This window comes from Gilvimarinus xylanilyticus (genome assembly GCF_024195295.1).
In the GTDB taxonomy this organism is placed as follows: domain Bacteria; phylum Pseudomonadota; class Gammaproteobacteria; order Pseudomonadales; family Cellvibrionaceae; genus Gilvimarinus; species Gilvimarinus xylanilyticus.
This window is the reverse complement of the sequence record NZ_JAMFTH010000005.1, coordinates 244,354-268,502: the sequence shown is the minus strand read 5'-3', so window position 1 is coordinate 268,502 and position 24,149 is coordinate 244,354. Positions and strand designations below refer to the sequence as shown.

Below are 24,149 nucleotides of genomic sequence, written 5' to 3'. Positions count from 1 at the left end.
GGTTAACGCAATCAGCCCCAGCCTTACACACACAAACATACACCTGAGTTATCATCGTCATAATCGACGGTATCGCCCCTTTAGCGCCGTACCGCATACAGATATGAAGTTGTCTCCAACCGAGGTGAGATATGGATAAGTCCCGCATTGGGCTATGGCTGAAACGCATTGCCCTGACCACAGCCGGTTTATTAACATTTTGTTATGTCTTGTACCTCGCCCTCGGCTACTGGTACCTGCCCGGCAAATTGAAACAAGTGGCAGAAAACCAGGGCAGCGACTATCTGGGCCGCCAGGTTAGTGTTGAGTCTTTCGCCTACAACCCGTTCGCCCTGGAACTGCAATCGGAAAACTTCTCCATTGCCGATCGCCCCGATAAACCTCTGGCACACTGGGATCACCTGAGTGTCAACGTGGACTTCTGGCCCTCGCTGTTCAACTGGCACCTGGTGGTTAAAGAAGTACAGCTGGCCGGCCCCCAAATCAATATATTGCAAACCGCCGATGGCTTTAATTTTGACTCCGTTATCGACAGCGTTAACCAGAAAACCGCCAGCGCCGAGCCCGAAGCCGAGAACACAGAGCAAAGCGAGCCGATTGGGGTTGAAGTCAAGCTGATACAAATTGCCGACGGCGCGTTTCACTACCAAGACACCGCCGGCCGAGTGCCCGCCGACTCCGGCATTGAAGACTTTAATTTGGTGTTTAACGATTTATATATCGACACAGGCGCGAGTAACAGTAACCCCTTTGATATTACTGCGGATCTGGCCGATGGCGGCAGCATCAACCTAAACGGCGATTACCGTTTACAACCACTGCTGTTCAACATCAGTATGCAGGCCCAGGCCATTAATCTGGCGGGCTTTGCCGACTTTGTCCGCAATGTGATTAACGCCGATTTAAAAAACGGTACCCTTGACGCCCAGGCAAGCGTGCGTATCGTCAAGCCCTCGACAGACTCAGCCACGCAAATCACCCTCAATCAAAGTCGAGTCGCGGTCACCGACCTGGCGGTAGACGATGAAACCCTCGATCCTCCACTGCTGCGCCTGGACACTTTTGCCGTTGATGCCATACAGCTGGATGTGCAAGAGCGCAGCCTGGACATAGGCACCGTTACCGTGAACGGCCTGAGTGTTAACCAGTGGCTGGATGAAGACGGCGCTATGCGCTACCAATCACTGTTGCTGCATGCCCACGAGCAAACCATGGCCTCGGCAGGCAAGCAAACCGCGCCCCCGGCCGAGCAGCCCAAACAAGCCCCCGCGCCTTCAACGGCCAATGACAAGCAAACCGATCAAACACCCTGGAAGCTGCGCCTGGGCGAATTTAAAATCAGCCAGTCACAAACCCATTTTACCGACCGCCAGGTTAACCCACCGGTGCGCTGGTCATTGGAACAACTGGAAGCCTCTCTGGCCCCCATTGTGCTCAATAGCAGCGAGCCCGCCGAATTAAACTTAAGCGCTCAACTCAACCAGGCCCCCTTAACCATTGGCGGGCAATTAACGCTCGACCCCATTGGCATCACCTTGGATGTCGCGCTGGAGCAATTGGCAACCGCCCCTGTCACGCCCTATTTAAACCAGGCAACCAATATCGCCATTGACGATGGCGCGCTAACCACCCAAGCACAACTGGCGCTGACCACCCAACCCGAGCTTGGCGTTACCGCCACCGCTAACACCGAACTGGCCAACGCCGTCTTTATTAACACGGTCAGCCAAGACAAGTTTTTAAGCTGGGAAAACTTAGCCATTAGCAACACCCAGTTTCAATACCCGCAAATGGAGCTGGCCATTGAGTCGATTGCACTCACCTCACCCTGGGCGAGTATGACCCGTGCCACTCCGTCCACCTGGGAAACGCTTGTTAAAGAACCAGCGAGCTCAAACGATGCGGATGCGGATGTGGATGCGGATGCGGATGCGGATGCGGATGCGGATGCGGATGCGGATGCGGATGCGGATGCGGATGCGGATGCGGATGCGGATGCGGATGCGGATGCGGATGCGGAACAGGGTAACCCCCTGGCCCTGAGCATTGCGCGCCTGGAGATTAACGGGGGCAACGTTTACTTTAAAGATCAGTTAATCCAGCCCGAGTTCGCCTCGGCGATTAACGATATCGAGATGTCGCTGACCGACTTTTCCACCCGCGATGCGCAAAACCTGTCGGCCACGCTAAAGGCCAGCATTAATAAACACGCCCCCCTCAGCATTACGGCCGAAACCACCGCCAATAAAAAAGAAATTGAGGGCTCGGTAAACGCGCTCAGCTTAAAAGGCCTAACGCCCTACACCGGCACCTACATTGGCTACCAGGTTGATCAAGGTGATTTAAATTATCACTTTGACTACACCCTGGAAGGAACCAAAATTACCGGCGCCAATGATATCGTCGCGCAACAATTTGAACTGGGCGACTCGGTAGAAAGCGACCAGGCCATTGAAGCGCCGATTAAATTGGGGCTGACGTTGCTAAAAGATTTGCAGGGCAACATTAATCTGGACTTGGGTATTAGCGGCGACCAGAGCGACCCCGGTTTTAATATTCCGGGGTTAATCACCAAAACTTTTATCAATATTTTGGTTAAAGCGGCGGCCTCGCCTTTTACGCTACTGGGATCGCTGGTAAGCAGCGACGAGAATCTGGGCGAGGTTCAGTTTGAACCGGGCAGCACCACGCTGAGTAAAGATCAGCGTAAAACCTTATCGCACCTGGCCGATGCCCTGAGCAAAAAGCCCGAGCTGTTTCTGGTGGTACAAGGCAACGCCGACCGTCAAGCTGACACACTGCAACTGCAACGTCGGGAACTGCTAAGCCAGCTACAAAAAGACGATGCCGAACCGCCGAGCTTACCCATGAGTGACGAAGCGCTTTTAACGGCGCTTTCGGAAAACCCCGCGCGGCGCCATTTAGAAAAACAGTACAGTGAATCGAGCGGGCAAACCCTGGAGCAGTTGCAGAACATTCTCAGTGCCTCTGGCGAAGAGAATGGCGAGCAAACCGCTCAGCTTCAGGCGTTTGATCAACTTAGAGAAAACATTCAAATTACCGAGCAACAACTGGAAGACATGGCCGATGCCCGCAGCCAAGCAGTCGTAGACCAACTGCTGGATGACGGCGTGAACGAAAACAAGCTGAAGTTAAAACCAGCTTACAGTAGCGCCCTTAGCGGAACCACATTAAAATTTGAGGTGGAATCGCAATAGCGCCAAACGCGCGACTCAGTCGCGCGTTTTTTTGCATCATTAAGCCGTGCGTTGCTGGGCGGAATCTTTCCCGTATATATCGGCCTGCTCGGCATCCACAAAATCAAAGTTTTGCGAATCGGTCAAAAGTTTGGTTACCACGCCGGCGTTTATCTGGTGGCCACTTTTAAATCCGCGAAAATGACCTTGAATAGGCGCGCCGGCCATGGCCAAATCACCGTATAAATCCAGCACTTTATGGCGCACACATTCATCCGGGTAATGCAGTCCTTCGGGGTTAAGAATACGATCGCCCTTTACCACCACCGCGTTTTTCATTGACGCACCGCGCGCAAAACCGTTTTGGATTAAGTGCTCCACGTCTTCCGCCATGCCAAAGGTACGGGCATCGCGAATACTGCGCACAAACGTTTCTTCATTCATGTTAATGCGTTGCAATTTCTGGCGTCCCACTGCGGGGGCGGAAAAATCGATTTCCAAATCGGCCATCATGCCGCTGCTGGGCAATAACATGCCCACCCGATCATCCTGCGCAATTTTTACCGGTCTTTTTACCACAATCACTTTGCGGCGGGCGCGCTGTTGTTTTAACCCCGAAGCCATAATTAAATCGGAAAAGGTGCGCGAGCTGCCTTCCAAAATTGGCACCTCGGGACCATCCAGAACTACTTTTACATTGTCGACCCCGTGGGCGGCAAAGGCGGCCATTAAATGTTCCACCGTGCTTACCGTTACCCCAAAGCGATTACTCAGTTTGGTATTTAACTGGGTGTGACGAACATTAAACCAAATCGCCCGCACGTGGTTTTGTCCGGACAGGCAATCGCGGCGCACAAAGGTACGGCCGGTATTTTCATCCGCGGGCAAGACTTTCATCACCACCGGAACACCGGTGTGCAGGCCGCGACCAAAGCAAGTAAAAGGTGTATTGATTGTGTGCTGATAGTATTGTGAAGTTTTCATCCCATATTCCTCCTGTGGGGTACAGGTTCAGAATATGTCCGGCGCGCCCGGCTGTTTTGTCCGCAGCCGCCAAGTGCTTAGCAATTGCTGCCAAACCGGTTTTTTTTGCTTACACTGGGTAAAACCTGCGATTGAAGGGGCGTATGAACACCACACTCACCAGCTGGGCCAAATTAATCTGGCAAACCCTAAGCGATGATGGCCTTGACGCCCGCGCCGCCTTTGCCCAGGCAGGGCTTAACCCGGCATTGCTGTCGGACTCCAACGGTCGCTACCCGGTAGCGGGCATGCATAAGCTGTGGCTGAGCGCCGAGCGGCATTACTCTAAATCCGATTTTGGCCTGGATGTGGGCTGCCGCTGGCACCCCACCAGCTTTAACGCCCTGGGCTTTGCCTGGCTGGCCAGCGACACTTTGCACCAGGCGCTGGAGCGACTGGTGCGTTACGCACAGCTGGTCAACAGCGGACTACAGGCCGAGTTAACCGCCACCGGCACAACCTATCAGGTGCATATTGTGCCCCACGCGCAAAGCCCGGCGGCGGCGAATGTGGCAGGTTTAGCGGCGGTGGTCACCATGTGTCGGGCCCTGTTGGGCGAAAGCTTTACCCCGGTATCTCTGGGGCTGCCACTGCAGGGGCAGCGCTTAAGCCCAGCGGCGCAAACTTTTTTTGCCTGCCCGGCCGATACCCATTGCGCCGACAGCCTGCTCGCCATTGACCGCCAGCAGGCGCACAGTCACTTACCCGGCGCCAATGCTCAGCTGGCCGAGGTCAACGAAAAGCTGGCGCTGGAAAACCTGAGTAAGCTGCAAAACAGTAATATCCGGGCGCGTATCGGCCAGGCCATTGCCGCGCGTCTGCCCTCGGGCGAGGTATCGGAAGAATCCATCGCCGCCGAGCTGGCCCTTAGTACCCGCAGCCTGCAGCGACGCCTGCACGACGAGGGCACCAGCTTTAAGCAGCTGCTGGATAAAGTGCGCCGCGAACTGGCCAAGCAGTATTTGTCGCTCGGCGAGCACTCGCTCAGCGAAATCAGCTACCTGCTGGGCTATGGCGACCAGCCCAGTTTTAGCCGCGCCTTTAAGCGCTGGTTTGCGATGTCGCCCTCCCAGTATCGCAGCGCGCATAACCCGGCCAACCTTGGCAAGAGCGGTGGCGCACAGTTTTAAACCCTGTCATATAATCTCACCAGAACTGCCACAAATACGTTAAGAATCTGTCACTTTTGTCTGTTTCCATAAAGCACCTGCACGAGGCGCCCAATTTTCGGCGCTGTCGTCTAACACACCCAACCCAAGATTCAGGTGCTTTATGAAAAAAGGAATTCTGGCGGCGGCCATCGCCCTGGCAGCCAGTCACGCAAATGCCGATTTACTGATTACCTCTGTATTCGACGGCCCATTGCCGGGCGGCCTGCCCAAAGGCATTGAGGTCTACGCCAGCGCCGATATTACCGACCTGAGCGAATACGGCCTGGGTAGCGCCAACAATGGCGGCGGCAGCGACGGGGAAGAGTTTGTGTTCCCGCCCGTGAGCGTACCGGCCGGCACGTTTATTACCGTCGCCAGTGAAGACATTGGTTTTAGCGACTTCTTTGGTTTTGCTCCGGATTACACAGGCTCGGTTGCCAGCATTAACGGCGATGACGCCATCGAGCTGTTCCACAATGGCGCAGTAGTTGATGTTTTCGGCGAGCAGGACACAGACGGGACGGGGACCGTCTGGGATTACCAGGACGGCTGGGCTTACCGTCAGGACGGCGCCTCGGTTTCCGATCAGTTTACCCCGGGCGACTGGCTGTACAGCGGTGCCAATGCGCTGGACGGTGAGGCGACAAACGCCAGTGCCGCCAGCCCTGTTCCCCTGGGCAGCTTTGGCGGCAACACCACCCCAACCCCGGCAAGCGTGATTATTAACGAACTGGACGCGGATACCGACGGCACCGATGAGCTTGAGTTTATTGAGCTGTACGATGGCGGCACGGGCAATACCGACCTAAGCGGCCTGACCCTAGTGCTGTATAACGGCAGCAGCGACACCAGCTACGCCGCCTTTGATTTAAGCGGTTACAGCACCAATGCCGAAGGCTACTTTGTCTTGGGCAACCCCAATGTCGATTGGGTGATCGGTACCAGTAACAGCGTACAAAACGGCGCCGATGCCGCCGTATTGGTCAGTGCACAGGCCGCCAGCTTTCCCAACGGCAGCGCCCTGCCTACCGATAACATTCTGGACGCACTGGTTTACGGCACCAATGACGCCGACGACACCGGCTTGCTGGCGCTGTTAAATGAGGGCCAGACGCAGATAAACGAAAGTGCCGCCAACGGCAGCCCGGTGGATTCCAACCAGCGCTGCGCCAATGGCGCCGGCGGAGCCCGCAACACCGACAGCTATAGTCAGGCAGCCCCCACACCGGGCAGCGCCAATAACTGCGAGCCAGTGGCGGCCGAGCTGACCTTAATCTCCGCCATTCAGGGCAATCCCGAAAACTACGGCAGCAACAGTTATGGCGAGACGGATGTCAGCCCGCTGATCAACCAAACCGTGACCGTTGAGGCGGTGGTGGTGGGGGATTTTCAAAACGGCGACGCTGACGACAGCCGCAATCTAAACGGCTTTTACCTGCAGGAAGAAACCCTGGACGAAGACGGCAACCCGGCAAGTTCCGAGGGCGTGTTTGTCTACCACAGTGATACCGACGTTAACCTGGGCGATAAAGTGCGCTTAACCGCACGGGTGGATCAGTACTACGGCGAGACGCAACTTTCCAATGTTAGCGATTTACAGATTATCGCCAGCAATGCCCTCGGCGAAGTCACTACCGCCAGCATTTCTCTGACCAATAACATCGCGGTTACCCAGGGCCAGAGCGGCAACTACCAGCCTGATCTAGAAGCCTACGAAGGCATGCTGATCACCTTTACCGATACGCTCACCCTAACCGAACAATACCAGCTGGATCGCTTTAACGAGGTACGCCTGGTGGCGGGCGAACGCCCCATGCAGTTTACCCAGCTGAATGCACCCAGCGTTAGCGGCCTGCAGACTCATTTAGAAAACCTGGGTGCTCGCAGCATTGTGTACGACGATGGTTTAAACGAGCAGAACGCCAGCGTAAACAACCTGGACGGTTTCGCCCCCTACAGCGAAACCACCGCACCGCGCATGGGCGATACCATCAGCAACCTAACCGGCGTGTTGGATTACAAATGGGCGGGTAACTCCGCCTCGGGCGCCACCTGGCGTGTGCGCGCGAACAGTGAAGGCATTAACCAAGTAGTCAGCAGCGAACCACGCCCTGCCGCACCCTCGGTGGCGGGCAATGTAAAACTCGCCTCGCTGAATGTGCTGAATTATTTCACCACGTTGGATAACGGTGGCAGCACCGCCGTGGGTATGAGCCCGCGCGGCGCCGATTCCGCTGACGAGCTGGCGCGCCAGCAAGCCAAGCTGGTGAACGCCATTGTGCAACTGGATGCCGACGCCCTGGCACTGGTGGAAATTGAAAACGAGTTTGATAACACCAACGACGGTTCCACCGCGCTGGAAACCTTAGTCAATGCGGTAAACGCCGAGCTGGGTAACCAAACTTACGATTATGTTTACCCCGGCGCACAATTTGTCGGCACCGACGCCATTGCCGTGGCGATTATTTACCAAACCGACAGTTTAACCCTGGCCGAAGGCAGCACACCGGCCCTGCTGGACGACTCAGCCGCCGCCAGTCTAGATGTGTTTGCCACGCGCGACTTTAACGCCGACCCTATCTTTAACGGCCCGGCCACCAACCGCGTGGCACTGGCAGCAAGTTTTACCCACAGCGAATCCGGCGAACGCTTTACTCTGGTGGCGAACCATTTTAAATCCAAGGGCAGCTCCAGCCTGGAGGACACCGGCGATATCAACTACGACCAAAACGACGGCGCCGGTTTCTGGAACCAACGTCGCCTGGACGCCGCCACCGCTCTGATCAACTGGCTGGAAACTGCGCCCACCGGCGTTGATACCGACCAAGTGGCCATCGCCGGCGACCTCAATGCCTATGCCGCCGAAGCACCGGTGCAGTATCTGTTGGATCAGGGTTATGTAAACCCCGAAACCGCCAGCGATTACTCGTACGTTTTCGACGGCCAAACCGGTACTCTGGATTATGTTCTGCTCAGCAGCGCCTTAGCCGACAAACTGGCGGGCCATGCGATCTGGAACATTAACGCCGACGAAGCCGACGCGCTGGACTACAACCTGGACTACGGGCGCAACCCCGGCTACTTTGACGCCAGCACGGCCTACCGCAGCTCGGACCACGACCCGTTAATCGTGGGCCTGCAACTGCAAAGCCAGAGCCTGACCCTGGATGCATTGATCGATAGCTTCCAGCAAATGCTGCTGACCGGCCAACTGCAGGGCAATGGACGCTGGTCCGTCATTCAATCCATAAAGGCCCTTCTCTACTACGCCACCTTAGAGAAAGCCCAATGGTTTGATAACCGCGGCCGTGAGCACCAAGCCTGTAATTTTTTGAACAAAGCCGCCAAGCACTCCGATGGCGGACGCAGCGATTGGATTACAGGGGAGAGTTTAAGTGATTGGAACAGTGCCCTAGCAGGTGTTATTGCCACCAAGTGTGATTAACCCGTAAGAACAAACCGCCAGCGTTAAAGCGCTGGCGGTTTAATTTATGCGGGTCGCTTAACTATTAACTTGGTGGATAAATAGATCGGCCTGATCTATTTACCCTTCGCCCTAAAAATCAGGCGGCTTTGTGCGAAAACCCTGGATTTTTAGGGCTCGCATGAACCTTCGGCTCATGGCGGTGCATCCCTGCACCGCCTATTAACCCGGCATATACTACCACCGGGTTAATTGCAGCTTTGATACTGCACCCAGGCTTTAACAGTCACGATATACACAAAATCAGAATTGATACACTGCATTAAACGCACATCACCATGACTGGGCGGATCGTAATCCTCCAACCCCTCCAGCGACAAGCTATTCTGCATCGGCGCTTTGCGAGTTAACTGCTCGGGTATGTCAGACACATGCAACTCCTCCGCCGACCAGGTTAATCCATCGCGCTCCTGGGCAGAGCTGTTAGGATCATTCTCATCGATAAATACAGCGCAGGTACCCGCCATTTTTTTGTAGGACATGTTTACCCCCTTTTGATACTAGGGGGTATTTTAAATAGATAGAGTTAACCAAACTTGATTCGGATCAGATATTCATACATTACTGTCGGCGCTTCGAAGAAAAAAGCCTACTTATCCAGTGAATAGTCAATGACAAATGCGTCTTCCAGAATATCCATATCCCCTAGCAGCTCTCCGAACTTCTTATGTTCCGGGTGGGGCAGATACTCGTCCCTGGACTTTTCACTGTCGAATGTAACCACGTAAACGTGATTAAAGCCCTTATTCAACCCTTCCGGGCTGTTGTTTTCACCATGCTCAAAATCAACAATACCGGGAATTTTTTCCGGCAGCTGGCTAAACGCGTCGGTAATGGTCTGAATTTGTTCTTGGGTAGCCCCTTCTTTGTATTTAAAAACAACGATGTGACGCACTGAATTTTCCTCCGCATAAGTAATGCCGGTAGTAACCAGCATAGAAACTAAAATTGTTACGAACATAAGGCATTTTTTCACGACCTAGTCCTCCGATTCTGATTCGGGGTGAATCTAGAGAGTTTCTTCCAATATTGCAATATCTCTCGTTAACTGCGAAGCGCTTAACTGGAATACCCATATATTTCATGGCGGCGCCAGTAAAGATTACCTGTTAATTCTTAAGGCTGCTAATAAACGCTTCCGACTCGGCAATGGATTTTTCCATCTCTCTAATAAGCCCGGCAACCTCAGTGTTTACATTTCCCAGCTCACCCTGCAGCGAGTCAATCGCACGGGCGTTCAAGTTATGTTTCAGGAATAAGACCTGATCTTGAAACACTTGTAACACGGGGTCCATGCGAGACTCTGCGCTGCGCATAGCCGTAATCAGTTTCTCGTATTGCTTTTTGGTCTGACGCAGCTTGGCTTCACTTTGGCGCTTTAGGTTAGCATTACTGTACAAATCAATCTCATCTTCCCACTCATCGAACAGCGCCTCTGAAACATCTTCCACCGAATTAATTCGCTCAGACACCTTTTCGGCCGCCGCTTTACTGTCCTCGTATTCGTCGTTGAGCTTCTCGTAGCGCTCTACTAAGTCCTGATCTTCAATCGTCACAATCGATTGATACTGCTCCAGCGCAGACTCGAACTGCTCTTTGGCATCAGTCTGTGACTCCTGCGCCGACTCCACGCGGTCAATCATAATATCGCGCTTATGAACCCCCGCCTTCTCCATCGCCCCGTAATACACCGACTGACAACCTGCCAGACTCACGACCAGAAAAGAACTAAGAAACCAACGATTCATTAACATGCGTATTCACCTTTTGCTTGATTGGCTTAAAACCCTAAATCGCCCGCCAAATTGTCAAAAGCGCGGCTAAGATTGTGATTCTTGCTCTCTTGGCGCTGCTAAGGGCGTGTTTTAGAGCAAATTATACTTGAGAACACCAATAAAGCAGGTTTTGTACCAGCCACAGTAGATGCTAGCGCGATGCCGGATGTGGTGAATGGTTTGTGATAAAGCAAAGGGGAATGAGTGAAGTAAAATCCCTTAGCTTCTATTTTTTCCATTTTTAAAACGGGACACCCATAAATTTGATAACGATCCGAAAGAACCCTTACGCCTCGCCGAGCGTTTACCGTTCTCGGGGAATGAACATAATGATCACCAGGCACACAATATTCCATTTGACCTGACCGATTACCTGGAGCTTGTAGACTGGACCGGCCGAGCCATTCGAGGCGACAAACGTGGGGCTATTAGCGATCGACTTCCCAACATACTTGATCGGCTCGGGCTGCCCGCCAAAGACTGGCTGGACACCTGCTGCCATATCGAGAGACGCTTTGGCCGAGCCATCGGACCAATCGCCAAGGTTACCGAACTTTGCGACGTATTAAACCTAAACTGGATACATGGTATGCGAAACTGCCGAAGGCTGTACCCCACGACTGGCTAAATACTTACCCTCCATAGAAATTCCTGCCGGATGAACCCAGGGCACGGACCGGCATGTTTGAAATTGCGTGATTTGATCAGATTCCCCATTAGCTCAAGCTGCAATGGCTCAAGAACATAAAACCGTTTTTGAACCGGCCAAGAATAACTAAGCTTCTTTAGACTGTGGGTGTCCTATTTATTTGGTTCACATGATCTACGGCGTAGTAAAGTCAGAAACCCATTTTAATGCGAAAATTCCACTTTCGGATCTTGATTTTCAAGAGGGTATCTGACCCTTAACTTTCTGGTGGAGAGGCTTCATTCTCTGGCTTTTCTTTTTCGACCAGCCCCCTCTCCAACTGAATTTTCCTTAGTTTTTTCAAGAATGATCGACCCTCTTTAGATAGCGACCAATAATCCGTTTTGTCGCTTACAGGGTGTTTCTTTTTGGAGGGCTCTATAAGGTCGAGCGATGCCAAATCCGCTAACCAATGACTAATTAGGTTTTTGGGAACTGGAAACCATTGCCTATAATTTACACCTTTATATCTAAGAGCGATATCTCTACCAATGTTCTCAAAATCATTCTCCACCATTAAGTTGGGTGCTATAGCCTGAAAAACCCCCAGCAAACTACCTTCGATTGGATCTCCCCAATTCTCATCACCATCCATCCAAACATACACATCGACTTTATTCTTTCGCAAGGTGTCAAAGAGCTCCCCTTTTACGTCACTCTCTCGTTCAGCCTTGCGCTTTTCTTCTTGAAGAATCGAGAGCTCTTTTCGTAATGAAGAGTTTTCAGTACTTAGACGCGTTAATTCCTTTATCAGATCCGGCCCCACAACTTCATCTGATCTTACCCAGCCGGTACGTGGGTTCGTGGAGATAGACTTCATCAAGGAAATAGAGACTTTCGCGTGCAAGTCGTCTTTCCCATTCCAGAAGTTTACGAGCCTACCTTTTATTTTATCTTTAAATGCCTCAAGAGAAGCCCTCCTATCGGCCGAGTCCTCCATTAAGTTCGAAGGCCATGATGCACTTCCATCTATAACAAACCCGAGAACAGGAACTCCAATTTCAGCTGCATAGTCATACTCTTTTTCCGTGTAGCTGATTCCCTCCTCGGTTACAGAACCGTATTTGTGAGCCACTGCGACTACATAGTAGTCAGATTCATCAATCTGCCGTTTTATGATTTTCCACTGCTCTTCGTCAGCTGCGCTAAACATTTCCATACCGACAGGGATATGCCCCATTTCAAGTATGGCTTTGATTATTTGATCTCGTTCATCCTTGAGATCTTCATAAGTTGAACTAACAAAAACCTGATACTTCTTAGTCATACCTTTCCCGAACGATAAAAATGGCAAATGGAGGCAAAGTTAACAGCTAATTCATGCGACTCAGACGCACTAATACCGCATTCAGCGAATCTACCTAACTTGTCGAAAGATACAATCAACTCACTGAAAATAATGGCTTTTTTAGTTAACTCCAAGAACTCTAACGCGCGGTGTTCAAGGGTTTCCCCTGAAAAACGAACAACACGGAATCTGAAAAAGAAGGGCATGCGTCAACTCTTAGTACTGCCCTGTCCCACTCCCAGCCTCCTGGCCTCCTGGCTACGCCACTGATTTATAGTTGTACTGCGTGACAACAATAAACGCATGTTTGATGAGGAAAATAGTGCCATGCGTTAGCCCGTTTTGCAACGGGCTAACGTCGGACGTCTGATGTCGGAGGTCTGACGCTAGAGCAAGGCTTTGCCTCTTTAGGCCCGATGGACTCAACTTAGCTACGAAGCACTGCTTTTTTGCCCCGTTTACATCTAGGCCGAATGGAAATCGATTTTAGGGGGTAAGCAAACAGGACGTTTGCGCAAGTATCGTCAGGCCAAGGACGGCCTGTCGATACGGCCCGCTAAAATCGATTGGAATGAGGGGACCCGCAGGGCCAGATGTTGGGGCGCGGCTTTTGGGTACTTTTGGCCAAGACCAAAAGTACCTCGCAACGCCCGGCGACACGGGCCTATAAAACGCTTCGCCCCGCCCGGCGAAAGAGGGCGAGAATTACGAAAACAACCATCTAATACCCATCAAACGGGTGAAAAAACCCCAAACCATCCCCACCTAAGGCTATAAAGCCACCCAACGCAACAGGACACCCCATGCCCAACATCCAAATAGACATAGTCTCCGACATCGCCTGCCCCTGGTGCGCCATTGGCTACGCCCGCCTGGAAAAGGCCATGCAACAGCTGAGCCCCGAGTACGAATTTAACGTGCAATGGCACGCCTTTGAGCTAAACCCCGAGCACAGCGGCGAAGGTGAACACATACTGCCCGCCCTGGCGCGCAAATACGGCCGCAGCGAAGAAGACGTGCGCGCCACCCAGGACGAGATGATTCAAATTGCCACGGGCCTGGGGGTCAACTTTGACAAGCTGCAAGAGCGCTACACCTGCAGCACCTTTGACGCCCACCGGCTGGTGAAATGGGCGGGCGAGCAAGGCAAACAGACCGAGATGAAACAGGCGCTGTTTGAGGCCTACTTTGGCCGCGCCGAAGATGTTTCCCAGCCCGAGGTTCTGTTAGCGTGTATCGCGCAGGTAGGATTGGATAAAGACGCCGCCCGCGCGGTATTAGCATCTGATCAATACGCTCAAACGGTGCGCGAGGACGAAACCCGATACCAGCAGGCGGGCGTAACGGCGGTGCCTGCGTTTATTATCAACCAGAAGTATTTAATCTCGGGCGCGCAGGAGCCCGCCACCCTGGCACAGGCCTTTAAAGACATTAGCGCCGAAGCAGACCAAGCGGAGAAAGGTTAAGCGGTGAACGACTCAGTGGAGGAAAAAACTCAGGCCACGCAGCGCGCTGAGCAACAGGCCATTTTGGCGCGGCTGGACAAATTCAGCCGCTTGATGGACAGTAGTGTACGCATTCCTCTTATCGGCTTTCGCGTGGGCTTTGAGGCCATTATTGGCTTGGTACCGTTTATTGGCGATTTTGCCGGTTTGTTGCTGTCGAGCTATGTACTGCTTGAAGCCCAGCGCGCCGGCGCCAGTACAGGGGTAAAGGTTAAGATTGCCACCAACATGGCCATCGACTTCTTCGGGGGGCTGGTGCCACTGGTGGGCGATATTTTTGATGCCTATTTTAAGGCCAATACACGCAATACCCGAATACTCAGAAAACATCTGGAAGAACGTAATTAAACCTTTCTGAGCTTAGGTTGCCCTGGTGTAATACCAGAGCGTCTGGTTGCTAAATTTTATACAACGCCCCATTATGAACGGAAACCCCGTACTTTTGGTACCTTTTATGGATACGGTCAGTGTCAATCAGTTTAGAGATAAGCTAAAAACCTTTGTCGATCAGGCAATTAGTAACCACACCCCGCTCAAGGTAACCCGACGGGCCGGCGAAGCTTTTGTGGTCATGAGCGCCGATGACTGGGAGCGGGAGCAGGAAACCCTGTACGTGCTACAAAACTCCAGTTTGATGCAGCAAATCGCAGAGTCTGCGCAGACCCATACACGGGGACAAGACTATAGTCCCAGCAGTGAGGAAATGGATGAGATCACTGGTATTTGAAGGCAGAACCTGGGAAACCTACGAAGCGCTTCGCGCAAAGGATAAATAGTTGCACAAAGCCCTGTGCAAGATACTTAAAGAAATGCTGCGCGAAGATCAGGGCAAAGGAATGGGTAAGCCCGAGCAGCTTCGACATAACCTTACCGGCTTTTGGTCGAAACGCATCTCGCACAAAGATCGACTGATTTATAAATTTGACGACCAGGCAATTTATATTTTCGCCATTGGTGGGCATTACGAATAGAAAACAGACTTCCCCAAGAGTCTATTAACGCGCGAACCGCCTAATCTACCGCTCGGCAATTTTGCTCCCGCTCAATCCAGTAGACCACATTGGAAACCACCACAATGCTGCCGGATATAATCACACTACCCGTGCCGATAACACTGGCGCCGACCAACTCACCGACGCAAGTCTCGTTAGTGCAATTTTTTATTAGAGTAGACTGATTGGCTTCCAGAGTGGCTTTTCGCACGTGGATATCACACTCGGGGTCGTACACATGGACGGTTTTGGGCGTGGCAACGCAACCACTCAGCAGGATTAAAAACAATAACGGGAAAGACTTCATAACCTTCCTTGGTAAGTCGTTTAACAGGCTGTTAATCGAATTGGGTAACGATTGAGCTATAAGTGGCTTTTAATTTTGCCAGCTCAAACGGCGGCTTAAAAAAACCGTGGTAATCGCCGTAGGGGTTAATTATAACGATATTACCCGAGTGGTCTACGGTGTAGTCGTCGCCCTGGGTGACTTTGGTAAAAGCGACGTTCACCTGGTTGGCAAAGCGGCGGATTTGCAGAAAATCGCCGGTGACGCCGACAAACTCGGGGTCAAAATAGGCGACGTAATCGTTAAGCAGCTCGGGGGTGTCGCGCGCCGGGTCCAGGCTGACCAGCACGCCCTGAGTTTGTTCGGCAATGTCGGCGGGCAGGTTTTGTTTTAGGCGCGCCATATCGGCCATGGTGGTGGGGCAGATATCCGGGCAGTGGGTAAAGCCAAAAAACAGCAGCGACCACTGGCCGGTTAAATCGTCTTTGGTAAAAGGTTCGCCGTTTTGATCGAGTAACTCAAAGTCTTCAAAGCGGCGGGGTTTATCGAACACGATAGCGCCGTTAAGCTGCAATTCGCTCTGCGTCATCACCCGAGGGCTAAGCAGCTTGTGCACTACTCCGGCTACCACCAGCGACATAAATGCCACGCAACACAAAACCGTGATGATAATACCGCGTCGGTTGGACGAACTGCTCATTGCGCTTTTACCTAAACGTCACTTAATTAAAAGGTTAAACCGCGCCTATGGTTTGCGCGGGCAGAATATAATGGTCCGCCAGCATTACCACAAACAGCGCCATTAAATAAATAATGGAATACTTAAAGGTTTCCATACCCAGGCCTTCGCGCTTGCTCACCATTAGCATAAACGACCAGTACAAAAACCCGGCCCCCAGCACCAGCGCACCCACCAGGTAAATCCAGTTCATCATGCCGGTAATAAACGGCAGCAAGGTCACCAGCACCATAATGATGGTGTACAGGAATATATGCAGCTTGGTGTACTGCTCGCCGTGGGTAACGGGCAGCATGGGAATGTCGGCCTTGGCGTAATCGTCTTTGCGGTGCACGGCCAGGGCCCAAAAGTGCGGTGGCGTCCAGGCGAAAATAATCAGCACCAGCAAGAGCGCGTGGCCATCAATGCTGCCGGTTACTGCCGTCCAGCCCAGCAGCGGCGGCGCGGCCCCGGCAATGCCGCCAATCACTATATTCTGCGGGGTGGCGCGCTTTAAAAACAGGGTGTACACCAGCGCATAACCCAGCAGCGAAATAAGCGTGAGCACGGCGGTTAAGGTGTTAATAAACACCACCAGCAGGGTCATACCCAAAGCGCCGATCACCCCGGCAAACAGCAGTGCCTGCATGGGCTCGACCCGGCCCTTGGCCACCGGGCGGTTTAAGGTGCGCGCCATTTTCTGATCAATAGTGCGATCCACCAGGTGATTGACCGCCGCCGCCGAACCGGCGCACAGGGCGATGCCCAGATTGCCAATTAGCAGGACATCCAGCGGCACCATACCGGGCACCGCCAGCAGCATGCCGATTACCGAGGTGAGGATCATCAGCATGACCACCTTGGGTTTGGTCAGCTCGTAGTAATCGCGCCAGCTGGGCGATTGGGCCAGTGCCTGTGTTTGTGCCATATGCGTACCTATATCATTCTTATATCGGGTGCGTTGTCGTTAGCGTTAAGTACTTTGCGCCGTAAACACCCGGTGCGTCAAGGTAACCAGGGTGAGCAGCAGCAGCGCCCCCACGGCGTTGTGTGCCACGGCGACCGCCAGTGGCAAATGTGCCATCACATTGGTAATGCCCAGGCTGACCTGCAGCGCCAGCACGGCCAACAAGGTGACCGCCATGGGCCGGGCGCAGCGGATGCTAAATAACCGCGCGACCAACAGTAAAACCGCCAGGGTGACAACTATGGCCCCCAAACGGTGGGCCATGTGAATGGCGGTGCGCGCCTCGCCCTCCAGCAGGCCGCCCAAGTAATTGGGGCCAATGGTCTGCGCCAGATTAAAGCCGCGCGCTACGTCCATCTCGGGCCACCACTTGCCGTGGCAGGTGGGAAAGTCGGTACAGGCGAGGGCCGCGTAGTTCGAGCTAGTCCAGCCGCCCAGGGCAATTTGTATCACCACCAGTACTAACGCCAACAGCACCAGTGGTTTAAGCGCGCGTATTTTGCCGGTCTGCTGGCTAATCCACTGCCAGGGCCCCAGGCGCTGGGCGAGCAGCCACAGTAGGCTTAAGGTGGCAAAGCCCCCCAACAGGTGCGCGGTAACCACCTGGGGCCATAGCTTGAGGGTGACCGTCCACATACCAAAGGCGGCCTGAATAATCACCAAAATCAGCAGGCCCAGGGTGTGGCCCTTGGGTAAAGGCTGGCCGGTTTGCGCGGCGCGGCGCCAGGTAAAAATAGTCAGCCCCAGTATCAGTAAACCCAGCAAGCCGGCGAAGTGCCGGTGCACCATTTCCGGCCAGGTTTTGTCGTGCTCGACCGGCGCTTCGGGGAAGAGCGCCTCGGCGGTGGCCACATGCTCTTCGGTGGTGGGCCAGGTTAAATGCCCGTAGCAGCCGGGCCAGTCGGGACAACCCAGGCCCGCATCCACCAAGCGAGTAAAAGCGCCCAGCACTACCACCACAGATGCCAGCGCGGTGGCTAACAGCGCCAGGCGAAAACCCCAGGTAACGTTACTCTTCATAGGATGTCTTCAGCATTTTTTTAACGTCTTTTAATAAGTCGGCGCCATCGGTATTGGGGCCGTAGCTCATCATTAAGTAGCCTTCCTGATCCATCAAAAAGTAACGCCCGGCGCGGTCGGGGTTTTGTGTTTCATCGGTCGCGGCAAGTGCGTCGTTTAATGCTTCGCGCGGGGCCTCGACAATGCGCAAGCGGGGGTGTTCTTTTTCCAGGTAGGCAGCAAACTGGGGCTCAATGGCGCCGTCCAGCAGCAGGTAATAGCGCTCTACCCGGCGGGCTTTTTCATTCAGGCGAATATGCACCTGACGGGTCAAGTACAGGTTGTCGCGGCACACTTGGTCGCAGCTGCCACTACCGGGTATCACATAGCGCCAGCGCACGGGCTGTTCGGCAAAGTCCCAGGCGCCGCCGTCGGCAAAGCGCACGGGTAAATCCGGCAGGTGCTGGGGTGGCTGCAACAGCTTGCCTTTATTGACGGTGCCCTCGGGCATGCCCACACCCGTGTGGTAAATCACATAAGCGGCGATCATGGGCAGCGCCACCACCAGCATTAACAGTAACGCCTGAATTTGTCCGCGCCTTTTGTTGGGCGCTTTATCTTCCCCGCTCATACACACCTCTCTACTGCCTGTGCTTTTTATGTTTTAGTACTTGCGCCACATTGGTGTTGGCGAACACATTTAAAATCACCAGGGCCAGCGCCATGGCAAACCACTGTACCGCATAACCGGTATGCTTGGCCGAACTCATATTAATGGGCTGCCAGGCCGTGGTAAAAGCGCCCGTGCTGGCGGCATCCAGTTTTAAATAGTAACCCGCTAGCGGCTCACCCAATGCCTCGCTCATCACCGAGGGGGCAATCTTTGTAATCACTTTGGGCCAGGTTTTTCTCTCGCTCGTGGCCGACAACATAGGGTGATTACTGGGGTAAGCCACCTCGGCAAAAATAGTATTGCGGCCCACAATATTTTTTATTTCTGGCAACTGTTCACGCCGCGCCGGGGCAGGCAGCCAACCGCGATTAACCAGCACCTTTTTGCCATTGCTCAATACAAAGGGCTGCACCACTTCGTAGCCTGGCTTGCCATCGCGCTGGCGATTATCCACCAGCCAGGTGTGATCAGAATCAAATTGTCCTTCGACCAAAATACGCGTATAGGCTGCCGGTTTTTTTACGCTTTGCAAAGTAACCGGCGCGGCGGTTTGCCTTTGCGCCAGCTGCGCCTCTATGCCACGCTTTTCATCGGCGCGGCTTAGTTGCCATACTCCCAGGCCGATTAACAGCGGCAGAAATACCAGTGACAGCACCAAAATCCAGGTATTGGGTGTAAAGCGTAAAGTGGGTTTACCTCGGGGTATCACGGTTTGGGTTGCCTTACATCGTTGATAACTCATTTAATCAACAAGCGTTTAGAGTTATCTGGCTTTGCGTTACTATCGCTGTCTATCCATTCGTATTCTAATAATCAGGGTTTGCTATGTGGCTTAAAATTATTATCTTAATTTTGTTTATCGGCGTGGTCTTAAGCCTGACCGCCGGATTAAATTATTTACTGCGCGATGCCGGTGTGCCCGGCACCAAGCGAACACTTTACGCGCTGGGCATTCGCATTACCCTCGCTATCTTAATGATGATTTGCGTGGGTTACGGTTTTTACAGTGGTATTCTGACCGACACCGCGCCCTGGGATCAGCACCTGCGCTAAAACTCAGTGCTGGCTTTAATACCCTGGGCCAAGCTTAGCCTTGGCCCAGGATAAAAGCGTTAACCAAATACGTACACCACAAAGAACAAGCCTACCCAGACTACATCCACAAAGTGCCAGTACCAACTGGCCGCTTCAAAGCCGAAGTTATCGTCGGGTTTAAAGTGACCTTTTAGCACCGAGCGCAACCACATCACCAGCAGCATAATGGTGCCCATGGTCACGTGGGCACCGTGAAAGCCGGTGAGCATAAAGAAGGTGGTACCGTAAATACCGGACTGCAACGTCAGACCCAGCTCGTGATAAGCGTGAATATATTCTTCGGCCTGCAGGAACAAAAAGATAAAGCCCAGCAGCACGGTCACGCCCAACATAATGTTGAACTGTTTGCGGTTGTTGTTTTTGATGGCGGTGTGAGCAAAGTGCACGGTGACACTTGAGGTTAACAGCACCACGGTGTTCCAGAACGGCAGCCAACTAAACAGCCCGCCAAAACCCGGCCAGCTCATGGCGGCTTCGGGGCCTTTTTGAATAGCATTCTCGCCGTTGGCGGCCATATCTGGGGTAGTCATTAGCGGCCACTCGTTGGCAAAGCCCGGCCACAGCAGGGCGTTGTCTACGCCGTCGCCCTCGCCCGCCAACCAGGGCAGTGCCAAAGCGCGAATATAAAACAGCGCACCGAAGAAGGCGGCAAAGAACATGACCTCAGAGAAAATAAACCAGCCCATCCCAATCACGTAGGAGCGCTTTAACTGCGGGCTGTTAAGCCCCGCCATATTTTCGCTGATGACAATGCTGAACCAGTTCCACAGCACCGCGGCAAACGTTAAGCCACCGGCAAAAAACAGCCAGGGGCCAGACGAATTGCCATTCATCCAATTGGCTGCACCAAATACCGTTAAAAACAAACCAAAGCTGGCAAAAATTGGCAGCTTGCTCTGTTCCGGTACGTAGTAGGTTCCTCCACTCATAATTCTACTCCCCGCGCAAAATGTTATTGTTCTGCGGTTAATGTTATTGGTCGGTAACGACCATGCTTAACAACTCGTCTTTGCTGAAGCGGTCGGTGACATCAAACAAGGTATAGCTAAGCGTTACCGTTTTGATGTATTCGGGCAGATCCTGGTCGATGATAAAAAACATCGGCAGTTCTGCCTCGGTGCCCGCCAACAGCGCCTGTTGGTTAAAACAAAAACATTCGGTTTTGTGAAAATAACTGCTCGCCTTGTAGGGCGTTAGCGAGGGAATCGCCTGGCCGATCATATCTTTACCGGTGGTGTTCTTTACCCGGTAATTAATCCGCGTTTGCTCGCCCGGGTGCACCGTTACGGTTTTTACCTCGGGGCCAAACTGCCAGGGCATACCCTCGTTATTGGTGGCGACAAACTGCACTTTAATTTCTCGGCTGGTGTCGACGACTGCATCCACCGCTTCGTACTTGGTGCCGGTTTTGCCGTTTAACCCGGTTATTTCACAAAACGCATCGTACAGCGGCGGCATAATAAAAATCGCAAAAACGAACATGAAGCTCACGATGGCGGTTAACTTTACCGTTAATCGTGTGTTGGGGTTTTCCGGCAACCACTTCATGTTCGCTCCCTATACCGCCCGCTCACCGATGCTTACTTGTACTCCGGAGGCGTTTCAAAGGTGTGGTAAGGCGCCGGTGAAGGTACCGTCCACTCCAAGCCTTCGGGGTTTTCCCACACTTCGTCGGTGGCTTTTTTGCCGCCGATAATAGTGGCGATCACGTTGTACAAAAACAGTACCTGCGCCGCACCGAACAAGAAGGCGCCCACGGAGGAAATCATATTCCAGTCGGCGAACATCATGTTGTAATCGGGGATACGACGGGGCATGCCGGCCAAGCCCGAAAAGTGCATGGGGAAGAAAGTCACGTTAAGGCCGATAAACGCCAGCCAGAAGTGCAGCTTGCCCATGGTCTCGTTGTACATATTGCCGCACCACTTGGGCAGCCAGTAGTACACACCGGCGGTGATGGAGAAAATCGCACCGGGCACCAACACATAGTGGAAGTGCGCCACCACAAAGTAGGTGTCGTGGTACTGGAAGTCCGCCGGGGCGATGGCGAGCATCAGGCCCGAGAAACCGCCGATGGTGAACAAAATCACGAAGGCAATGGAGAACAACATGGGGGTTTCAAAGGTCATGGCACCTTTGAACATGGTCGCTACCCAGTTGAACACTTTTACCCCGGTGGGCACGGCGATCAGCATGGTGGCCCACATAAAGAACAGCTCACCGGCAATGGGCAGACCCACGGTAAACATATGGTGCGCCCAGACCACAAAGCTTAAAAAGGCAATGGCGGCAGTGGCGTACACCATAGACGCGTAGCCAAACAGCGGTTTGCGCGCAAAGGTGGGAATGATCGCCGAAACAATACCAAAGGCCGGCAGAATCATGATGTACACCTCGGGGTGACCGAAGAACCAGAACACATGCTGGAACAGTACCGGGTCACCGCCACCGGCGGCGTCAAAGAAGCTGGTGCCAAAGTGAATATCCATCAGCATCATGGTGACCACGCCCGCCAGCACCGGCATAACCGCAATCAGCAAGAAAGCGGTGATTAACCAGGTCCAGACGAACAGCGGCATTTTCATGTAGGTCATGCCGGGGGCGCGCATATTGACGATGGTGGCGATGATATTAATCGCACCCATAATCGAGCTGGCACCCATAATGTGGATGGCAAAAATGAAGAAGGTGACCGACGGCGGAGCGTAGGTGGTGGAAAGCGGTGCGTAGAAGGTCCAACCAAAGTTGGGAGCGCCACCGTCCATAAACAGCGTGGACGAGAGCATTGCAAACGCAAACGGCAGAATCCAGAAGCTCCAGTTATTCATGCGCGGCAGTGCCATATCGGGCGCGCCTATCTGCATGGGAATCATCCAGTTTGCCAGGCCGACAAAGGCCGGCATCACCGCACCGAACACCATCACCAAACCGTGCATGGTGGTCATTTGGTTAAAAAAGTTGGGTTCAACGATTTGCAGGCCGGGCTGGAATAACTCGGCGCGAATCACCAGGGCGAAAATACCGCCCAGAAAAAACATGGCAAAACTAAACCACAGATACATGCTGCCAATATCTTTGTGGTTGGTGGTATACAACCAGCGCGTAATGCCTTTTGCGGGACCGTGAGCCATTGTCTACCTCCTTATTTGCCCTGTTTATGGTTATAAATATCGAGCGGTTGAGCGAGATCGCCCATGTTGTTACCCCAAGCGTTGCGCTCGTAGGTAACCACGGCGGCGATATCGACTTCAGACAATTGCTCACCAAATGCCTGCATAGCGGTTCCGGGCACGCCGTTTACCACTACGTCAATGTGATCTTGAATGGGCCCTACCGCAATGCCTTCGTGAAGGCTGGGGAAGGTGCCCGGTAAGCCCTCACCATTGGCCTGGTGACAGGCGGCGCAGGAGCGGTTGTAGACCTCTTCACCCTGAGCGTAGAGCTCGTCGAAGGTAAAGGTTTTTTCGGTCAACTCGGCCAGGGCAGCGGCGGCGGCTTTTTTCTCGTCCAACCAGGCGCGGTACTCGGACTCGGTTTTGGCCTCCACCACAATGGGCATAAAGCCGTGGTCTTTACCGCACAGCTCAGCGCACTGGCCGCGGTAGGTGCCGGGCTCTTCAATAATCGCCCAGGAGTCGTTGGTAAAACCGGGAATGGCGTCGCGCTTAACGCCAAAGTCGGGTACCCACCAGTTGTGAATCACATCGTTGGCGGTGACGATAAAGCGGATTTTTTTACCCACTGGAAGCACCAGGGGTTCGTCCACTTCCAACAGGTAGTTGGGGTTTTTCTCGGCGAAGCCTTCAATTTCGTCGCGCGGAGTAGAGAGGTTACTGAAGAAGCTGACATCCTCGCCCAGAATTTCGTACTTCCAGCGCCACTGATAGCCGGTAATTAATACATCGACTTCGGATTCGCGGGTATCGTACAAATTAATAAGGGATTTGGAGGCGGGGATGCCCATCAGCACCAGGATTAAAATCGGGATAGCGGTCCAGGTTAACTCGAGCCAGGTACTCTCGTGAAAATTGGCCGGTTTGACGCCACGGGACTTGCGGTGCAAAAACATGCTGACAAACATGATGCCAAACACCACCACGCCAATACCGACACACCACCAGAACATCTGCATATGCAGACCGTGGATGTCTTGACTGACCGGCGTCACCCCCCGGGTCATGTTGTATTTCAACGACTCAGTTTCGTCTGCCAGAGCCAGTTGGCTCATCAGCAGCACTGCGAAACCGAGCACACGGGCACAGAGCCCACCTGCTGCTTTCAACATTGCCCATCTTCTCCGTAAATGGT

General features: G+C 53.2%; 23 protein-coding genes. 8 read left to right on the top strand and 15 right to left on the bottom strand.

Translation table 11 applies throughout. From position 1 onward, the window contains the following. Nucleotides 1-131: 131 nt before the first annotated feature. On the top strand, nucleotides 132-3,218 hold the full coding sequence (locus M6D89_RS14835; protein WP_253968868.1) for a DUF748 domain-containing protein: 3,087 nt from the start codon (nucleotides 132-134) through the stop codon (nucleotides 3,216-3,218). Between the two features lie 39 nt (nucleotides 3,219-3,257). Here the strand turns inward: M6D89_RS14835 and lpxC are convergent, their stop codons facing one another. Then, on the bottom strand, nucleotides 3,258-4,181 hold the full coding sequence (lpxC, locus tag M6D89_RS14830; protein WP_253968867.1) for a UDP-3-O-acyl-N-acetylglucosamine deacetylase: 924 nt from the start codon (nucleotides 4,179-4,181) through the stop codon (nucleotides 3,258-3,260). A 143-nt stretch (nucleotides 4,182-4,324) separates the two neighbouring features. Between lpxC and M6D89_RS14825 the strand changes: the two genes are divergently transcribed. Both M6D89_RS14825 and M6D89_RS14820 read left to right on the top strand, forming a co-directional pair. After that, the gene (locus tag M6D89_RS14825) at nucleotides 4,325-5,350 is read left to right on the top strand and encodes an AraC family transcriptional regulator ligand-binding domain-containing protein (RefSeq protein ID WP_253968866.1); all 1,026 of its coding nucleotides are present in this window, start codon (nucleotides 4,325-4,327) and stop codon (nucleotides 5,348-5,350) included. Nucleotides 5,351-5,492: 142 nt separating this feature from the next. After that, on the top strand, nucleotides 5,493-8,816 hold the full coding sequence (locus M6D89_RS14820) for an ExeM/NucH family extracellular endonuclease (protein ID WP_253968865.1): 3,324 nt from the start codon (nucleotides 5,493-5,495) through the stop codon (nucleotides 8,814-8,816). 227 nt (nucleotides 8,817-9,043) lie between these two features. On the opposite strand, the gene M6D89_RS14815 is transcribed toward M6D89_RS14820, so the two are convergent. From M6D89_RS14815 to M6D89_RS14800, 4 genes are all read right to left on the bottom strand, one after another. Beyond that, on the bottom strand, nucleotides 9,044-9,337 hold the full coding sequence (locus M6D89_RS14815; protein WP_253968864.1) for a hypothetical protein: 294 nt from the start codon (nucleotides 9,335-9,337) through the stop codon (nucleotides 9,044-9,046). Between the two features lie 107 nt (nucleotides 9,338-9,444). Next, nucleotides 9,445-9,750 (bottom strand): Dabb family protein, encoded by a 306-nt coding sequence (locus tag M6D89_RS14810; RefSeq protein ID WP_253968863.1) that lies wholly within the window; start codon nucleotides 9,748-9,750, stop codon nucleotides 9,445-9,447. A gap of 214 nt (nucleotides 9,751-9,964) precedes the next feature. After that, complete coding sequence (locus M6D89_RS14805; RefSeq protein ID WP_253968862.1) at nucleotides 9,965-10,603, bottom strand: DUF2959 domain-containing protein; 639 nt, start codon at nucleotides 10,601-10,603, stop codon at nucleotides 9,965-9,967. A gap of 932 nt (nucleotides 10,604-11,535) precedes the next feature. Next, complete coding sequence (locus M6D89_RS14800; protein WP_253968861.1) at nucleotides 11,536-12,585, bottom strand: DUF4062 domain-containing protein; 1,050 nt, start codon at nucleotides 12,583-12,585, stop codon at nucleotides 11,536-11,538. An 824-nt stretch (nucleotides 12,586-13,409) separates the two neighbouring features. On the opposite strand from M6D89_RS14800, the gene M6D89_RS14795 reads away from it, so the two are divergent. The 4 genes from M6D89_RS14795 to M6D89_RS14780 all read left to right on the top strand — a co-directional run bounded on the left by M6D89_RS14795 (nucleotide 13,410) and on the right by M6D89_RS14780 (nucleotide 15,082). Continuing rightward, nucleotides 13,410-14,072, top strand: a complete 663-nt coding sequence (locus M6D89_RS14795) for a DsbA family oxidoreductase (RefSeq protein ID WP_253968860.1) — start codon at nucleotides 13,410-13,412, stop codon at nucleotides 14,070-14,072. Between the two features lie 3 nt (nucleotides 14,073-14,075). Beyond that, a complete protein-coding gene (locus tag M6D89_RS14790; RefSeq protein ID WP_253968859.1) occupies nucleotides 14,076-14,459 on the top strand; it encodes a DUF4112 domain-containing protein in 384 nt (127 codons plus the stop codon). A 106-nt stretch (nucleotides 14,460-14,565) separates the two neighbouring features. Further along, on the top strand, nucleotides 14,566-14,838 hold the full coding sequence (locus M6D89_RS14785) for a type II toxin-antitoxin system Phd/YefM family antitoxin (RefSeq protein WP_253968858.1): 273 nt from the start codon (nucleotides 14,566-14,568) through the stop codon (nucleotides 14,836-14,838). 49 nt (nucleotides 14,839-14,887) lie between these two features. Next, nucleotides 14,888-15,082: a type II toxin-antitoxin system YoeB family toxin gene (locus M6D89_RS14780; protein WP_253968857.1), complete on the top strand. Its 195-nt coding sequence runs from the start codon at nucleotides 14,888-14,890 to the stop codon at nucleotides 15,080-15,082. A 40-nt stretch (nucleotides 15,083-15,122) separates the two neighbouring features. Here the strand turns inward: M6D89_RS14780 and M6D89_RS14775 are convergent, their stop codons facing one another. From M6D89_RS14775 to M6D89_RS14750, 6 genes are read right to left on the bottom strand one after another with little or no spacing between them, the layout of a single operon-like run. Further along, the gene (locus M6D89_RS14775; RefSeq protein ID WP_253968856.1) at nucleotides 15,123-15,410 is read right to left on the bottom strand and encodes a hypothetical protein; all 288 of its coding nucleotides are present in this window, start codon (nucleotides 15,408-15,410) and stop codon (nucleotides 15,123-15,125) included. Nucleotides 15,411-15,441: 31 nt separating this feature from the next. Continuing rightward, nucleotides 15,442-16,089 (bottom strand): SCO family protein, encoded by a 648-nt coding sequence (locus tag M6D89_RS14770; RefSeq protein ID WP_253968855.1) that lies wholly within the window; start codon nucleotides 16,087-16,089, stop codon nucleotides 15,442-15,444. Between the two features lie 34 nt (nucleotides 16,090-16,123). Next, the gene (cyoE, locus tag M6D89_RS14765) at nucleotides 16,124-17,035 is read right to left on the bottom strand and encodes a heme o synthase (RefSeq protein WP_253968854.1); all 912 of its coding nucleotides are present in this window, start codon (nucleotides 17,033-17,035) and stop codon (nucleotides 16,124-16,126) included. Between the two features lie 45 nt (nucleotides 17,036-17,080). Continuing rightward, entirely contained in the window at nucleotides 17,081-18,094 is a 1,014-nt protein-coding gene (locus M6D89_RS14760; RefSeq protein WP_253968853.1) for a COX15/CtaA family protein, read from the bottom strand. Further along, entirely contained in the window at nucleotides 18,084-18,704 is a 621-nt protein-coding gene (locus M6D89_RS14755; protein WP_253968852.1) for a hypothetical protein, read from the bottom strand. The genes M6D89_RS14760 and M6D89_RS14755 overlap by 11 nt, the downstream gene beginning before the upstream one ends. A 10-nt stretch (nucleotides 18,705-18,714) precedes the next feature. Continuing rightward, nucleotides 18,715-19,488 carry an SURF1 family protein gene (locus M6D89_RS14750; RefSeq protein ID WP_253968851.1) on the bottom strand — a complete coding sequence of 258 codons (774 nt, stop codon included), beginning with the start codon at nucleotides 19,486-19,488 and terminating at the stop codon, nucleotides 18,715-18,717. A gap of 83 nt (nucleotides 19,489-19,571) precedes the next feature. Between M6D89_RS14750 and M6D89_RS14745 the strand changes: the two genes are divergently transcribed. Continuing rightward, entirely contained in the window at nucleotides 19,572-19,799 is a 228-nt protein-coding gene (locus M6D89_RS14745; RefSeq protein WP_253968850.1) for a DUF2909 domain-containing protein, read from the top strand. A 59-nt stretch (nucleotides 19,800-19,858) separates the two neighbouring features. On the opposite strand, the gene M6D89_RS14740 is transcribed toward M6D89_RS14745, so the two are convergent. Genes M6D89_RS14740 through coxB form a run of 4 tightly spaced genes read right to left on the bottom strand, consistent with a single transcriptional unit; the run spans nucleotide 19,859 to nucleotide 24,126 of the window. Continuing rightward, nucleotides 19,859-20,770, bottom strand: a complete 912-nt coding sequence (locus M6D89_RS14740) for a cytochrome c oxidase subunit 3 (RefSeq protein WP_253968849.1) — start codon at nucleotides 20,768-20,770, stop codon at nucleotides 19,859-19,861. Between the two features lie 43 nt (nucleotides 20,771-20,813). Further along, complete coding sequence (locus M6D89_RS14735; protein ID WP_253968848.1) at nucleotides 20,814-21,389, bottom strand: cytochrome c oxidase assembly protein; 576 nt, start codon at nucleotides 21,387-21,389, stop codon at nucleotides 20,814-20,816. A 32-nt stretch (nucleotides 21,390-21,421) separates the two neighbouring features. Next, on the bottom strand, nucleotides 21,422-22,972 hold the full coding sequence (ctaD, locus tag M6D89_RS14730; protein ID WP_253968847.1) for a cytochrome c oxidase subunit I: 1,551 nt from the start codon (nucleotides 22,970-22,972) through the stop codon (nucleotides 21,422-21,424). 11 nt (nucleotides 22,973-22,983) lie between these two features. Next, nucleotides 22,984-24,126: a cytochrome c oxidase subunit II gene (gene coxB / locus M6D89_RS14725; RefSeq protein ID WP_253968846.1), complete on the bottom strand. Its 1,143-nt coding sequence runs from the start codon at nucleotides 24,124-24,126 to the stop codon at nucleotides 22,984-22,986. Nucleotides 24,127-24,149: the final 23 nt, after the last annotated feature.

Bases quoted from the DNA above. Each gene is read 5' to 3' on its own strand.
- cyoE (WP_253968854.1), bottom strand. From the start codon at position 17,035: ATGGCACAAACACAGGCACTGGCCCAATCGCCCAGCTGGCGCGATTAC.
- coxB (WP_253968846.1), bottom strand. From the start codon at position 24,126: ATGTTGAAAGCAGCAGGTGGGCTCTGTGCCCGTGTGCTCGGTTTCGCA.
- M6D89_RS14825 (WP_253968866.1), top strand. From the start codon at position 4,325: ATGAACACCACACTCACCAGCTGGGCCAAATTAATCTGGCAAACCCTA.
- M6D89_RS14795 (WP_253968860.1), top strand. From the start codon at position 13,410: ATGCCCAACATCCAAATAGACATAGTCTCCGACATCGCCTGCCCCTGG.
- lpxC (WP_253968867.1), bottom strand. From the start codon at position 4,181: ATGAAAACTTCACAATACTATCAGCACACAATCAATACACCTTTTACT.
- M6D89_RS14735 (WP_253968848.1), bottom strand. From the start codon at position 21,389: ATGAAGTGGTTGCCGGAAAACCCCAACACACGATTAACGGTAAAGTTA.
- M6D89_RS14805 (WP_253968862.1), bottom strand. From the start codon at position 10,603: ATGAATCGTTGGTTTCTTAGTTCTTTTCTGGTCGTGAGTCTGGCAGGT.
- ctaD (WP_253968847.1), bottom strand. From the start codon at position 22,972: ATGGCTCACGGTCCCGCAAAAGGCATTACGCGCTGGTTGTATACCACC.
- M6D89_RS14745 (WP_253968850.1), top strand. From the start codon at position 19,572: ATGTGGCTTAAAATTATTATCTTAATTTTGTTTATCGGCGTGGTCTTA.
- M6D89_RS14785 (WP_253968858.1), top strand. From the start codon at position 14,566: ATGGATACGGTCAGTGTCAATCAGTTTAGAGATAAGCTAAAAACCTTT.
- M6D89_RS14755 (WP_253968852.1), bottom strand. From the start codon at position 18,704: ATGAGCGGGGAAGATAAAGCGCCCAACAAAAGGCGCGGACAAATTCAG.
- M6D89_RS14800 (WP_253968861.1), bottom strand. From the start codon at position 12,585: ATGACTAAGAAGTATCAGGTTTTTGTTAGTTCAACTTATGAAGATCTC.
- M6D89_RS14770 (WP_253968855.1), bottom strand. From the start codon at position 16,089: ATGAGCAGTTCGTCCAACCGACGCGGTATTATCATCACGGTTTTGTGT.
- M6D89_RS14775 (WP_253968856.1), bottom strand. From the start codon at position 15,410: ATGAAGTCTTTCCCGTTATTGTTTTTAATCCTGCTGAGTGGTTGCGTT.
- M6D89_RS14750 (WP_253968851.1), bottom strand. From the start codon at position 19,488: ATGAGTTATCAACGATGTAAGGCAACCCAAACCGTGATACCCCGAGGT.
- M6D89_RS14820 (WP_253968865.1), top strand. From the start codon at position 5,493: ATGAAAAAAGGAATTCTGGCGGCGGCCATCGCCCTGGCAGCCAGTCAC.
- M6D89_RS14835 (WP_253968868.1), top strand. From the start codon at position 132: ATGGATAAGTCCCGCATTGGGCTATGGCTGAAACGCATTGCCCTGACC.
- M6D89_RS14740 (WP_253968849.1), bottom strand. From the start codon at position 20,770: ATGAGTGGAGGAACCTACTACGTACCGGAACAGAGCAAGCTGCCAATT.
- M6D89_RS14815 (WP_253968864.1), bottom strand. From the start codon at position 9,337: ATGTCCTACAAAAAAATGGCGGGTACCTGCGCTGTATTTATCGATGAG.
- M6D89_RS14760 (WP_253968853.1), bottom strand. From the start codon at position 18,094: ATGAAGAGTAACGTTACCTGGGGTTTTCGCCTGGCGCTGTTAGCCACC.